The organism is Bacillus sp. SH7-1 (genome assembly GCF_008042405.1).
In the GTDB taxonomy this organism is placed as follows: Bacteria; Bacillota; Bacilli; order Bacillales; family Bacillaceae_G; genus Bacillus_A; species Bacillus_A thuringiensis_N.
The window spans coordinates 440807-454621 of record NZ_QNUD01000007.1; the positions used below are offsets into that span (position 1 = coordinate 440807).

The window sequence follows — 13815 nt, forward strand, 5'->3', positions numbered from 1 at the left end:
ATAAGGTTCAACTCGAACATATAATTCAAAATATAAATAAACAACACGTTGTTGGTTATTATAAATTAAATGTAAGGAGGAGAAAAGAAAATGTTTAAAAATAAACTTTTATTGTTATCACCGGTTCTTGCACTACTTGTTGTATTTATTTTTTCATTAACATTATTTCCAACCGTTCAACCTCAGCCGAAAAATTTACCAATCGCAATTGTAAATGAGGATCAAGGAGTAGAAATTCCGAATCAACCGAAAATGAACATGGGGCAAACAATTGTTGATAATATGAAAAAGACATCAAAATCAGAGGAAGAACCTGCGGTAAAGTGGGTAGAAGTAAAAAATAAGGAATCCGTGCAAAAAGGTTTAAATAATCAAGAGTATTACGCAGCATTAGTCATTCCGAAAGACTTTAGTACAAAGAAGGCATCACTACGAACACCAAAGCCGTCTTTGCCAGAGGTAGAAATATTCATAAATCAAGGAATGAATACAGCAGCATCAACTATGGCAGGACAAATGTTAAATGCGATCGTTGATAATATGAACAATAATGTCCGTGCACAAATATTAGAAGGATTGAAAGCAAAAGGGGCTACATTAACAGCAGATCAAGTTTTAAATATAGTAACACCGATTACGAAAAAAGTAACAAATGTAAATGAAATCGGCAAAAATAGTGCGAACGGTAACTCGCCAATTTCATTATTCCAGCCGTTATGGATCGCAAGTTTAGCGAGTGCAGCGATTATCTTTATTGCGATAAATAAAATGCCGATTCGTACAAGAAACGAGAACTTTTTATTAAAACTAAAGCAAATCATAACAGGCGCAATTGCCGCACTTGTAATTGGGTTCGGTCTTACATGGATTGCGGATGGAGTGGTAGGACTAAATATTTCAAACTTCACTGATACGGCACTGTTTTTATCTATTACATCGTTTAGTTTCTTCTTAATGATATCGGCGGTACTTTCATTAGTTGGACTAAAGGGAATTGGTTTATTTGCACTTTTACTATTCTTTGGGGCACCGTTATTATCACTAGCACCTGAAATGTTGTCGCCATTTTATCAAGACTGGGTTTACTCATGGTTACCAATGAAATTTATGATTGAAGGACTTAGAGAAATCTTCTTCTTTGGAAAAGGATTTAGCTGGAGTACACCCCTTACTGTGCTTGTGTGGATTGGTGCGGTAAGTATGGTTATTATTTTAGCGACTGCTTTCAAACGTAGTGCAATAAAGGAACATAAAACAGAATTAAAAGCTTAGAAAAAAGAACGTTTCACTCGTAGTGAAGCGTTCTTTTTGTGGTGAAATGATTATTAGTCTATAGGGAAATGGAGAGTTCGTATTTATGATTCATTTTGTATACATGCTCCTACTATTTCAAATTGCATAAAATGTTATGTGAAATAATGGAGGGGATACGATGTATAGTTCGAATTATTATGATTGGTATAGGCAGAATGATAAGCTGATTCGTGATATTGAGAAAGCAATTAATGGAGAGTTTAGTGCTATAAATTGCTATGCGAAATTAGCTAATATGGCTCCAAATGCGGCGGAACGAAATCAAATTCTTGAAATTCGTAATGATGAAATAAAGCATTTTCATCAGTTTGTACAGATCTATACAAATTTAACTGGTCAGCAGCCAAAACCACAAATTACAGAAGAATGTCCGAATACGTACTTACAAGGATTAGAATTCGCAATACAAGATGAACAGAAGACAGTGGATTTTTATTTGGAAATTGCAGATGAGACATCGGATGCACATCTGAAAGAGTTATTGCGCAGAATAGCTGCCGATGAACAAAATCATGCGGTATGGTTTTTATATTATTTTGTGAAGACGAAGTGAATGCTTAAGGAATTAAAACCGTTTCACTAGTAGTGAGACGGTTTTTGGATGAAATACAAGTTGTAAAATAGATACTTTGAAGTTGTAATAATTATTTTTGGTATATAATGTATAAAACGTAAATTAATAAAGAGAGCAGTAAGGTTTGAAAGGGGAACGGCAATATGGAGAGAAATATAAGTAAAGAATATACAATTCGAACCGCTACTGAAGAGGAAAGCGATAACATTATTACTCTATTAAAAGAAGTAGCACAGTGGCTACAACATAAAGAAGTGGATCAGTGGCAGTATCTGTTAGGCGGAGAGGCTACAGCTGAAATACTAGAATGTATAAGAGAGAAATATACATATGTGGCTACGAAAGAAGATGAAATTATCGGTACAGTTACAGTATCTCCTAAACAAAATGAATGGGATGAATATATTTTTGGTAAAGAGGAAGTTTCTAATTCATTATATATTCATAGATTTGCGGTGAAACGGAAGTATAAGGGGAATGGGATTGGAGAATGGATTTTACAGTGGGTAGATGAGAATGTGCAATGTGATAAAGAATTTTTGAAACTAGATTGTGTTGGACATAATTTTACGTTGAATGATTTTTATAAGAAAAATGGTTTTGAATATGTTGGGAGTACAGATGGGTTTAATAAATTTCAAAAGAAAAGGGGGATAAGTGAATGAATCAAATTCATATTGAGTTAGTTCAAAGATTGATAGGGGAACAGTTTCCTGAATGGGCGCATTTAGAAGTAAAGCCTGTAAAGTTTAGTGGACATGATAATAGAACGTTTCACCTAGGGAATGAGATGAGTGTAAGGTTGCCAAATGATGCAGCATATGCACCGCAAGTAGAGAAAGAAAATAAGTGGCTACCTATATTAAGTAAGGAGCTTTCTTTACCCATCTCTACACCACTTGCGAAAGGAAGTCCATCTGAATCGTATCCATGGTCTTGGTCTATTAATAAGTGGATAGAGGGAGAAACAGTTACGACACAAAACGTTCGTGACTTAAATGAATTTGCAGCGGATTTAGGAGCATTTTTAGTAGAATTGCAGTCCATTGATGCGAGTAACGGACCGGTAGCTGGAGCACATAATTTTTACCGAGGCGGGCTAATATCTGTATACGATGAAGAAGCGAGAGGGGCTATCGAAAATAATAAGGACGTTTTTGATGAAACAGTATTAAAATATCTTTGGGATTTAGCACTTCAGTCAACGTGGGAGCGTAAGCCAGTTTGGATTCATGGGGATGTTGCACCAGGGAACTTACTCGTTAAGGACGGAAAGCTTTGTGCCGTCATTGATTTTGGTATTTTAGGAGTAGGGGATCCGGCTTGTGATGCAGCGATGTCATGGACATTTTTTGATAAAAGTAGTAGAAAGATATTTAAAGAAGTACTGCAAATAGATGAAGAAACGTGGAATAGAGCGAGAGGATGGGCACTTTGGAAGGCGTTAATTACGTATGATGCGAATAAGGTTAGTAATAAGATAGTGGCAGAAGAATCGCATCGTGTCATTCAAGTAATTATTGATGATTATGGGAAGTAATAAAAAAAGCCTATTTTGAATCATACGATCAAAATAGGCTTTTTTATATGATTAATCAATACTTAAAGCTTTTTTACCCATTTGATTATAACTGTGCTCAAATCGGGATTTTACCATTGGCTGATCTTTTTTACCGTCTAATGGGTCATTATAATAAATGTTACGATCATCTACACCAGTTATGATAATAGTATGTGCATTTCTGTATCCATTTACGGTTTTACCTTGAGGTGTTTTCCAAGTTTGTTCTAGTTGTGGAGCAGTTATTTTGTTTCCTACCCACGCTACAACGGGTTTACCATTACGTACATAGCTTTCTAATACAGAGAAATCCTGTCCTGTTAAATCTGTACCTCTTGCATGTTTATCAAGTAATTGTTTCAATGGTGCCGGGTTAATAGAGTAACCATAATTTATTCCTCTTACATCACCAACGAATCCGATGTCTGGATCACCCCAAACTGAAATTTTCCCATCTCCTGTAGTCTGGCGTCGAGTTGTATCAAATGGCATTTGATTAGCAAAGTCTACTTTATTTAATGAACGTCCTGTATAGTATTCTAAAAGCATTTGGAGTGAAACAACTGTACTTCCTTTTTGTAGTTCCGGCAATTGATTAATGGCAGGAACATTTAAGAGGAGCTTTGGACGTAAGAGATAAGACATGTTTATCCATTTTGGTCCTTTATCTGTACGAATTTGTACCCATCCGTCATCTCCCATAGCTAATTCTTCTATGCCACCTTGTGGAGCATACTTTCCAGATATTTTAGAAGAAAAATTAGGGCTATCGTAAGCGAAAAATGTTCTTGGTATATATGTTAGTTCTTTTCCCTCACCCTCTTTTAAATATGGATTCATCCATTGAAGACCTTCGCTAGTGCGAATTTTTAACCAGATGCTATTTTCTTCAACGACTGTTACAGTTTGAGGGGGATATTTACTAACCACGTATCCTGTTCTTGACGGTCTATCAAAGGTAACAAAGTTTTTATCAATGTATACTTGTTTCTCTTTTAATGGTGTCCACTTTAACCCATGATCCGTAGCAATTTTAATCCATCCATTTTCAGATTCATCGAATACAGTAACGGTTTGTGGAGCATATTCAGCAAGTATACCTGAATGAAGAGAGGTTTCAGGATAAATAAAATAATGTTGTTTCATAGTAACTTGCTTTAATTTAATTTCTTTATCTTTCGATTGGTCTGTGCGAGCAACTAAACTTGCAGCTTCTGCACGGGTAATAGTTTTATCTGGATACCAATGACTACCACCATAACCTAGTGAAATACCAAGAGCAACAAGAAGGTTGGCCGATTTTTCACTCCAGTGTCCTTTTAAATCTAGGAATACAGTAGGGAGTTTTTCAGTGGCTTTTTTGTCTAAGTTATATGAATGAACAAGCATAGAAGCCATAGCCGCTCTTGTTAGTTTTCCAGAAGGCTCGAAATTACCATTACCGACTCCTTTAATAATCCCAGCTTTTTCAACTGCAGCAATATAAGGAGTAGCCCAATGTTCTTGAGAATCTTTAAATGATGGTTTTGCTGAAGCGTCTATTTGTAAGTTTAATATTTTTGCCATGATAATTGCGGCAGAAGCTCTATCAATTTCAAGATTAGGTCCAAATGTACCGTCTGGTAAGCCAGATAAGACTTTTTTCTTTACTAAATAATCAACGGACGGCTTTGCCCAGCCAATAACATCAGGAAACTGATAGTAGTAATCATCTTCGTCTTCGTAATTCCCCAACTGCGCATTATTTTTTTGTGTTACAGTTTCACTCACAGCTAGAGAGCTAGATGGAGCGATGATAGCACCAAATAGCAACGCACTTGCCATAGTTATTTTTATTGTTTTCAAATTCCCATTCTCCTTCTATTTTTATGTAGATTAATTTAAAGAGTAAATTGAAAAAAGAAATAATTTAGTTACAAAATATATGTTTAAAATGAGTATATGTAACATGTATGAAAGATATTATATGATAATTTTTGGAGACTGACAATAAAAAAGTAAGATTATTGCTTGTATAATTTTCAAATGAAAAGAAGGGATTTAATATAATTATACAGAATATTTAGATAATAGGAGGTGTAGAATTTTGAGTGAAATTGAATTAAAAAGGAATGTAATTAAGACAGGAAGTGAGAAGAGCATTATTCTTCGGTTTATACTCGCTAGTTTAGTAGGAGTGTTTATGTTTTTCGTACCGGTTACGATAAACGGTGCTTCTTCCATAATGATTGATCATATCGTGTCGTGGATTAGAGCCTCGGTTCCGAGCATCGTACCTTATTACGCACTACTCGTTATGATAATGGGTGCGATTTATCCGTTTTATACGAAAAAATGGAATGTATCCCTCGTAGACATTTGTTTTTCTATTTTAAAAGTAGTTGGCGTCGTTTTCGGTGTACTATATTGTTTGAAAGTAGGGCCAGCTTGGTTCTTTGCGCCAGATGTTGGGCCATTTTTATATGAGAAGCTAGTTATATCGGTAAGTTTACTCGTTCCTATTGGTTCGGCTTTTTTAGCATTATTAGTCGGATATGGATTGCTTGAATTTATCGGTACGTTTTGCCGTCCGATTATGAGGCCGTTATGGAAAACACCTGGACGATCAGCAATTGATGCGGTTGCTTCTTTCGTTGGAAGTTATTCGCTTGCACTTCTCATTACTAACCGAGTTTATAAAGAGGGAAAATATACGACAAAAGAAGCAGCCATTATCGCTACAGGCTTTTCTACAGTATCGGCAACATTTATGATCATCATCGCAAAAACATTAGACATTATGCATTTATGGAATGTTTATTTTTGGACTACTCTCGTTGTAACATTCATCGTAACTGCTATCACCGTAAGACTCCCGCCCCTTAGTAGAAAACCAGATACATATGTAACGAAAGAAGGGTTCCCAGAGCCTGTTTATAAAGAGAAAATGTTAGAGCGTGCTTGGGAAGATGCGCTAGAAGTATCGAAATCTGCACCGAGTATTATAAAAAATATCGCAGTGAACTTAAAAGATGGGTTTATTATGACAATGGGAATTTTACCTTCCATTATGTCAGTAGGATTAATTGGTATCGTCTTAGCGAAATTCACACCAATATTTGATTGGGTCAGCTATATTTTTTATCCTTTTACATGGGCTTTACAACTGCCAGAAGCAGACTTAGCTGCTAAAGCGGCATCTGTCGGTATTGCGGAAATGTTTTTACCATCATTATTAGTAGTTAGTGCACCACTTGTGACAAAGTTTGTCATTGCGGTTGTTTCGGTATCATCTATATTGTTTTTCTCAGCATCCATCCCTTGTATTTTATCGACAGATATTCCGTTAAAAGTATCAGAACTTATTATTCTGTACGTACAAAGAACGATATTAACATTGCTTATCATTACGCCGATTGCTTATTTGTTGCTTTAAAAGGAAAAGTATTATCAAAGTCATTTTAACTTTATAAAGATAGAGTAACGAAAAAGGGACAGGTATAAAAAAGTAGAATTGAAAATAGTAGTAGTATACATGTGGTAACTGTTACTTTTAAGTTTTAAAAAGATACAACTAAACAAAAGAATCCTTCTGTAAAAGGAAGAATTCTTTTGTTTAGTATTTTTATCAAGTAAATACCTTTTTGATGTTTTATTTGTTTTTTGTATATGACGTAATACTTCTTAAGAAAATTCCTAACCCCGCAAAAAAGAATCCTAAGCATAATAAGCTGCCTGGTGTTCCCCAAGTAATTTGATCTAGCATTTTTATATCCTCCCATTTAACCCATATTAATTAACAGTGAAACTTTAACTGATTAAAGTTTCGCTTTATTATTATATAGTATTTTTTGGTTATAATCCATATTTATCCATACTATCAAGCTGAAAAATTGATTCATAAATGAAAAACAATAATCTATTTGTAGAAAAAATAGCGTTTTTGCTGTGCAAATCTTTAAAGAACGCACATTAGACCATTAGAAAAAGAAAAATTTCATATGAAACGAAACCAATATAAATTTAGCTTGATACAATGAGATGTAAACGATATTTGTTAGAGATTTTTGGTTGATTATGATGTGAGAAGTTATTAAAAATTGAATGTAAGTGCATTTAAAAGTGGATTTAACATTTAATATCTATATAATTAAATGTTGCTTTGTATGATATAGTTAAGAAAAAGGGGGATTACAAATGGAAATCATTCACGAAAGAGTAAAGTTACGGTTAATGGATAGTAATGATGTCGAAACTTTGTTTTCGGTTGTAGAAGGAAATCGGGAAATTTGGGCGTATTTAATCTCTAAAATGGATAGTGTGCAAGATATGCAGCAATATGTGCAGAAAGCGATACAAGGTTATGGAAAGGGTACGCAAATCCCTTTCGCTGTAGTGGATCAACAGACAAATGCGATTGTAGGAAGTACACGTCTATATAATATTTCAGCAGAAGATAAAACAGTCGAGTTAGGACAAACGTGGTATCATCCAAGTGTCCAGCGTACGAGTATAAATACAGAGTGTAAGTATATGCTTCTACAGTATGCTTTTGAAAAACTGCATATGCTCAGGGTACAAATTAAGACGGATGCAAGAAATGAAAAAGCACAACGAGCAATCGAAAGGTTAGGCGCAGTAAAAGAGGGCGTGCTTAGAAATGAAAGAAAATTACCGAATGGTTATGTGAGAGATGCAGTTGTATACAGTATTGTCTCGAGTGAATGGCCAGGCGTAAAAGAACAATTGTTAGAAAAATTAGAGTTGTATAAAGAAAAGTTATAATTCGTGTTTTGAAAGGTATATTGTTCGTAAGACATAAAAAATATACCTTTTTTCTTACAAAATGCTACTTTATTTTAATTCCTTTTGTTTCATCGTTCCCTTCTGAGAAAAAATTCGTTACAATGTAGTTGTATGGTAATAAACTTATGAATTTAAAACATGTAATGAAAACCGCAAATGAAAATGAATTGATAATCCTCAATTTTAAATGAAAACCCTTTTATACATAAATAACAAGTAAAGTTCCTTCTTTTAAATAAACTCAAACAAAACGATTTGATACAAATGTTTTTTTATAGAAGTATGGATGATGTACGGAGGCAATTACAAATGAAAGAAAATAAGAAGAGTAAGAAAAGACGAATCTTTCAAGTATTTTTACTAATGATTTGTTCTGCTATTTTATATGTAAGTTATGCAGCTTACGATATTTGGAGTTATCGTTTTAAAACAGATGATAGCGTGAAAACGGATGCTGGTATCGTACTAGGAGCAGCTTCATGGAATGGAAAACCATCTCCTGTATTTAAAGAAAGAATTAATCATGCGATTTCTTTATATAAGAACGGAAATATTAAAAAGATTATTTTTACAGGTGGTACAAAGTTCGAAGCAGAGCTTGAGGAAGCGCGTACTGCAAGAGTATATGCAATGAAACAAGGTGTAAAAGAGGAAGATATTTTAATTGAAACAAAATCCCTTTTCACTGAAGAAAATTTAAAGAATGCGAAGGAAGTTGGAATAGAGAACGGAATACGCACATACACGATTGTAAGTGATCCACTTCATATGAAACGCGCAATGAGAATCGCAAAACATATTAATATTGAAGCGTATGCTTCACCAACGCCGACATCAGCATATAAAACGTTAGATACAGAAATACCATTTTTCTTTAAAGAATTATTCTCGTATATTGGATATGTAACCTCTTTGCCGTTAAAGGCATTGAAGGGAGACTAATAAGAAAAGAACCTATCTTTCAATAGGAACTTTTCTTATTAGTCAAAAACATTGTATTTTTATCGGAATAGTGAAACAATAGAGAGGTAGCTTCATATAATCATAATGACACAATGAACGGTTTATGAATCGAGCATAAAGGAGATTATAGTATGGCACTCTCATTTGTTGAAACAGAAAAACAATCTTTAATTATTGAACAAATAAATAAATTGATTCCGAAGTTCATGGAAAGGGAGCATCAACTAAGTGAATTAGGATCATTTCCGTATGAAAATATAAATGATTTGAAAAATATCGGATATACGAAATTAACCTTACCGAAGGAAATTGGTGGTCGTGCGATTTCTTTATATGACTTCGTTTTATTTCAAGAGAAAATCGCGGAAGGCTGCGGGGCTACTGCATTATCGATTGGCTGGCATCTTGGTATTGTGAAAGAGCTGGCGGAAAATCGTTCTTGGAATGATGAGATGTTCAAATGGTTTTGCGAAGAAGTTCGTAATGGGGCGCTCTTTAACAGGGCAGCAACAGAACCGAAAACAGGGAGCCCGACGCGTGGCGGTAAACCAGAAACAATAGCGGTTCAACAAGGCGAGAAGTGGATTATAAATGGAAGAAAAACTTTTACAACGATGGCGCCAGTACTTGATTATTTTATTATTTCAGCGAGTATTGAAGGTCGAGAAGAAGTTGGTGAGTTTGTCATTCCAAGAAATACGCTCGGTGTATCCATTGAAGAAACGTGGGATAGCGTTGCGATGCGAGGGACTGCTAGTCACGACCTTGTCTTACAAAATGTAGTGATAGAAAGTCGCTTTTTTACAGATGTAAAGGGCGGGAAAGTAAAACAAAAGGGTATTGGCTGGTTGCTACATATACCAGCATGTTATTTAGGAATTGCACAATCAGCAAGAAATTATGCAGTTCAGTTTGCGGGATCATACAAGCCAAATAGTTTAAACCATTCTATTAGTTTATTACCGAATGTTAGAAGATTAGTCGGAGAATTAGAACTCGAGCTTATGCAAGCTCGCGTCTTTTTATATCAAATTGTGAAAAAGTACGATGAGGCAGAAGATAAACTATCACTGCAAGAAGAATTAGCAGCCGTGAAATATGCTGTAACAAATGCGGCGATATCCATAGTGGATAAATCGATGCGCATCGTAGGAGCAAAAAGTTTATCAGAAAAAAATCCGCTCCATCGTTACTATTTAAACGTCAGAGCAGGACTGCATAATCCACCGATGGATGATGCAACATTATCTATGCTGGCAGATGCGGCGTTTCGGTCGTAGTTTTTAAATTTTACATTTTACATTTTATTGTTTGTGGATATTATAGTTGTTTTGAAAGCACGGGTTTGATTAGTAATCAAACCCGTGCTTTTTATTCGCTGGATATACTAGTTTAAAATACAGCGTTTTAATATAAATAATCATTATGATTTTGTGAGTGTTCCTTGATGGAAAAACATTTGCCATCTTCCATCTATCAGTTTCCAAATGGAGCTTCGCAATGTATTCTGCATTCTAGTTTCATCCCTTACAAGATATGTGGCCAATACAGTATCCTTTGATAAAGGGTATATTTCAAAATTAGAAAGGGTCATTTCTCTTACACTAAGTCCGTCTCCACCAACAGAGTCCTTCTTATACCAAACGTTTCCCGAACTTCCAAACTCAAAAAAATTGTCTGCAAGTAACTTGTCCAGTTCAGCTGGATTTGTACGAGTTTTAGGTTCTAATAGTTTTTCCTCTAGTTCACATAAATGCTTTTTTAATTCAGAGTGCTTTTTCACGTGATCATCCCCATATATTAATTATTGTACAACAACTAAACTGCTCTTTTTTTAACTAATGAAAAGGATTTTGACTAGTTAGATAATTGGTTGCGTATTATTATAATGCCAGTATAGAAGCGTTGTAAACATTTGTCTTATTTAATCCCAAATCAAGGGTCTTTCCAAATCTACCATTCGTAAATATTGTAAAAATTGACCTGCATGGACCGCATCATGATAAGCAATTCGTAATAGCATATCGCCTAAATATCGTTGATAGCCAACATCGCTTCGATCAATAAGTCTCGAATCTAGCTCTGTTATGCTTATTGATTGAACATATTCTATGAAATCGGCAAAACATGATTGTGCTAATTCAATTTCTTTTTTAACACAAGTAATTGGCTCGTCATCATACGGGATATGTATGTCGTTTATTGAGCCGTTGTTTTTTAAAATCATATGATAGTAAAAAGTTGAGCTCCATACGTGACGAATCATTTCACCAAAGGACATAGCCTCATGATCAGGCTTCCAATTAAGAAAATTATCGGGAAGAGAATTCCATAATTTTTCTGAGCGCCTTCTCGTTTCTTTCAAATTTAATATACTAAGATCAATTGCATTCATAATATATTCTCCTTTACTATTAAACTTAAAATAATTGTATCAATTTAATAGTTAGGGTATCATCGAAATATGAATGTATATCCGAATATCTCATATATAGCTAAACTAATTGCTGAACCTACAAGAGCAATCATCTTAGATTGTTTAATGAATAATCAGGCACTACCTGCTAGTGAATTGGCTTATATGGCAAGAGTGTCACATCCAACAATTAGTTCTCATCTTTCTAAATTAGTAGAGGGGAATCTACTTAAAGTTGAACAACATGGTAGACATCGTTACTATCGACTTGCTAATCACGAGGTAGCAGAGGTTCTTGAAAAGTTAGGAACAATCGCACCAACAGTTCAAGTTCGGTCTTTAAAACAATCGGATCAACTAAAACAAATTCGTTATGCTCGAACTTGTTATGATCATCTTGCAGGCAGACTCGGTGTAGAGATAACAGAAAAATTATTAGATAAGGAATTTATCATTTTAGAGAAAGGAGAATACATTGTAACGGAACAAGGTGGAAAATGGTTTCTGAATTTTGGAATAAATATTGAAAAGGCAGATATAAAGAGGAGAGTATTTGCAAAACCTTGTCTTGATTGGAGTGAAAGACGCTACCATATTTCTGGTTGGTTAGGATCTGCAATAGCAAAACTATTTTTTGAACAGGAATGGATTACAAAAACGGATAAGAATCGGGCTGTCCATCTTACAAGAAAAGGTATGAAGTTATTGAAGGATCAATTAGGCATTGACATGGAAAATAAAAAAATCCATCAAAATGCAGTGCCTCCTATCGAGTAAACAGTATTAAATAACCTGAGTTCTATATTTATATAGACTCAGGTTATTTAATTTGTTTTAAAACCTTTGATGATATTTGCATATGGCAACTTTAACCTCATTTGCTTTACGGAAAGAGATTAACTGCAAAAATAGTAGTTGAGACGATGCTATTAAATTAGTAATCATATTCATTGAAAATTATGCGTAAGAATATAGTAAATGAAGGGAGATATAAAATGAATAAAGTGAAACTGAAAGTATTTAATATAAAGTATGTAATGATATGTATTTTATTCACGATTATATGTATTCTCACTTCATTCTTCATTTCTAGTAATTCAAACGTATTTAAATCTTATTATATTAATCAATTATTAGGAACGAATTCTACTAAAGGCCTTATGTATATGATAGGTAGTGAAAATCGTTATTTTGCAGAAGAATTTCATAAAGAAAAAGGACGAGCGTCTTTGGAATCTTTTTTACTTTCACTTTCTACAAATATTAATGTAAATGACCTCCGAAGCTTATTAACTCGAGAACTTCCAAATATGAATCAATTTTATTCGGAAATATTAATTGCAGGGGAAGGAACAGATTATACGAACATTCCTGAAGAATCTAGTATTCCTTTAGAGAATATTAAAGATAAAGGATCTGCTATTGAGCACCCAAAGAGTGAGAAAGAAAACAATTCAAATACACAAAATAACGGTGAAAATAAAGTTTTTATTTATCATACACATAGTTGGGAGTCGTTTATTCCTCTCATTCCAGGTGCTACTATACCTGATGATGCCTCTAGTACAAATAATGAAGTGAATATTACGTTTGTTGGAAATTATTTAAAACAAAAGTTAGAAGAAAAAGGAATAGGCGTTTCACATGATATGACAAATATGAGGGATTTTCTGCGAAATAAAAATTTAAACTGGGCCCAATCCTACAAAGGATCCCGTCAAATATTACAAGATAAATTAGCACAAGATAAAAATATTATGTTTCCAATTGATCTTCATAGGGATGATGCACGAAAAAATATTACGAAGAAAACGATTAATGGAAAGGCTTATGCTCGGCTTTATTTTATTTTAGGACGAGAAAACCCTAACTTTGAAAAAAATAAAAAAATAGTAACGGCAATAAATTCATATTTAGATGAGAAGTATTACGGTTTAAGCCGAGGAATTTTTATTAAAGATCGTAAAAGTGGTAACGGAGTATATAATCAAGATCTTTCTCCAAATGCATTACTTATTGAAATGGGAGGGGTAGATAATACACCAGAAGAATTATATGCTTCCGTTGATGCATTAGTAGAAGCATTTAGCCATTATTATAATGAAGTAACAAAGAAAAATAACTAAATGTATAGGGAAAACTAGTATTTTTGTAAAATAAAAAGGAGTGACACCTAGTCAGACGTTCTAGGGGTTTACTCCT

Annotated in this window: 13 protein-coding genes; 10 read left to right on the forward strand and 3 right to left on the reverse strand. The window is 34.2% G+C overall.

Annotation, left to right across the window (positions count from 1 at the left end; translation table 11 throughout):
- Positions 1–90 precede the first annotated feature (90 nt).
- From DN390_RS08515 to DN390_RS08530, 4 genes are all read left to right on the forward strand, one after another.
- Positions 91–1272, forward strand: a complete 1182-nt coding sequence (locus DN390_RS08515) for a YhgE/Pip domain-containing protein (protein WP_147807133.1) — start codon at positions 91–93, stop codon at positions 1270–1272.
- Between the two features lie 160 nt (positions 1273–1432).
- Positions 1433–1867, forward strand: coding sequence for a ferritin-like domain-containing protein (locus DN390_RS08520; RefSeq protein WP_098609126.1), 435 nt, complete (start codon positions 1433–1435; stop codon positions 1865–1867).
- Between the two features lie 164 nt (positions 1868–2031).
- Positions 2032–2553, forward strand: a complete 522-nt coding sequence (locus tag DN390_RS08525) for a GNAT family N-acetyltransferase (RefSeq protein ID WP_097950296.1) — start codon at positions 2032–2034, stop codon at positions 2551–2553.
- Entirely contained in the window at positions 2550–3428 is an 879-nt protein-coding gene (locus DN390_RS08530) for an aminoglycoside phosphotransferase family protein (RefSeq protein ID WP_147807134.1), read from the forward strand. Before DN390_RS08525 ends, DN390_RS08530 begins: the two co-directional genes overlap by 4 nt.
- Positions 3429–3479: 51 nt before the next feature.
- Here DN390_RS08530 and DN390_RS08535 read toward each other — a convergent pair whose 3' ends face one another.
- On the reverse strand, positions 3480–5294 hold the full coding sequence (locus DN390_RS08535) for an S-layer homology domain-containing protein (protein WP_097950294.1): 1815 nt from the start codon (positions 5292–5294) through the stop codon (positions 3480–3482).
- Between the two features lie 241 nt (positions 5295–5535).
- Here DN390_RS08535 and DN390_RS08540 point away from each other — a divergent pair, with 241 nt between their 5' ends.
- From DN390_RS08540 to DN390_RS08555, 4 genes are all read left to right on the forward strand, one after another.
- Positions 5536–6864 carry a YjiH family protein gene (locus DN390_RS08540; RefSeq protein WP_060631408.1) on the forward strand — a complete coding sequence of 443 codons (1329 nt, stop codon included), beginning with the start codon at positions 5536–5538 and terminating at the stop codon, positions 6862–6864.
- Positions 6865–7625: 761 nt separating this feature from the next.
- Positions 7626–8213 (forward strand): GNAT family N-acetyltransferase, encoded by a 588-nt coding sequence (locus DN390_RS08545; protein ID WP_097950292.1) that lies wholly within the window; start codon positions 7626–7628, stop codon positions 8211–8213.
- Between the two features lie 330 nt (positions 8214–8543).
- Positions 8544–9176, forward strand: a complete 633-nt coding sequence (locus DN390_RS08550) for a YdcF family protein (RefSeq protein ID WP_000662223.1) — start codon at positions 8544–8546, stop codon at positions 9174–9176.
- Between the two features lie 152 nt (positions 9177–9328).
- On the forward strand, positions 9329–10477 hold the full coding sequence (locus DN390_RS08555; protein WP_097950291.1) for an acyl-CoA dehydrogenase family protein: 1149 nt from the start codon (positions 9329–9331) through the stop codon (positions 10475–10477).
- Positions 10478–10620: 143 nt separating this feature from the next.
- On the opposite strand, the gene DN390_RS08560 is transcribed toward DN390_RS08555, so the two are convergent.
- Together DN390_RS08560 and DN390_RS08565 are read right to left on the reverse strand one after the other, a co-directional pair.
- Positions 10621–10980, reverse strand: a complete 360-nt coding sequence (locus tag DN390_RS08560; protein ID WP_097950290.1) for a nuclear transport factor 2 family protein — start codon at positions 10978–10980, stop codon at positions 10621–10623.
- 141 nt (positions 10981–11121) lie between these two features.
- A complete protein-coding gene (locus tag DN390_RS08565; protein ID WP_097950289.1) occupies positions 11122–11592 on the reverse strand; it encodes a DinB family protein in 471 nt (156 codons plus the stop codon).
- A 69-nt stretch (positions 11593–11661) separates the two neighbouring features.
- Here DN390_RS08565 and DN390_RS08570 point away from each other — a divergent pair, with 69 nt between their 5' ends.
- Together DN390_RS08570 and spoIIP are read left to right on the forward strand one after the other, a co-directional pair.
- The gene (locus tag DN390_RS08570; protein WP_098199066.1) at positions 11662–12390 is read left to right on the forward strand and encodes an ArsR/SmtB family transcription factor; all 729 of its coding nucleotides are present in this window, start codon (positions 11662–11664) and stop codon (positions 12388–12390) included.
- A 218-nt stretch (positions 12391–12608) separates the two neighbouring features.
- Complete coding sequence (gene spoIIP / locus DN390_RS08575; protein ID WP_060631405.1) at positions 12609–13739, forward strand: stage II sporulation protein P; 1131 nt, start codon at positions 12609–12611, stop codon at positions 13737–13739.
- Positions 13740–13815: the final 76 nt, after the last annotated feature.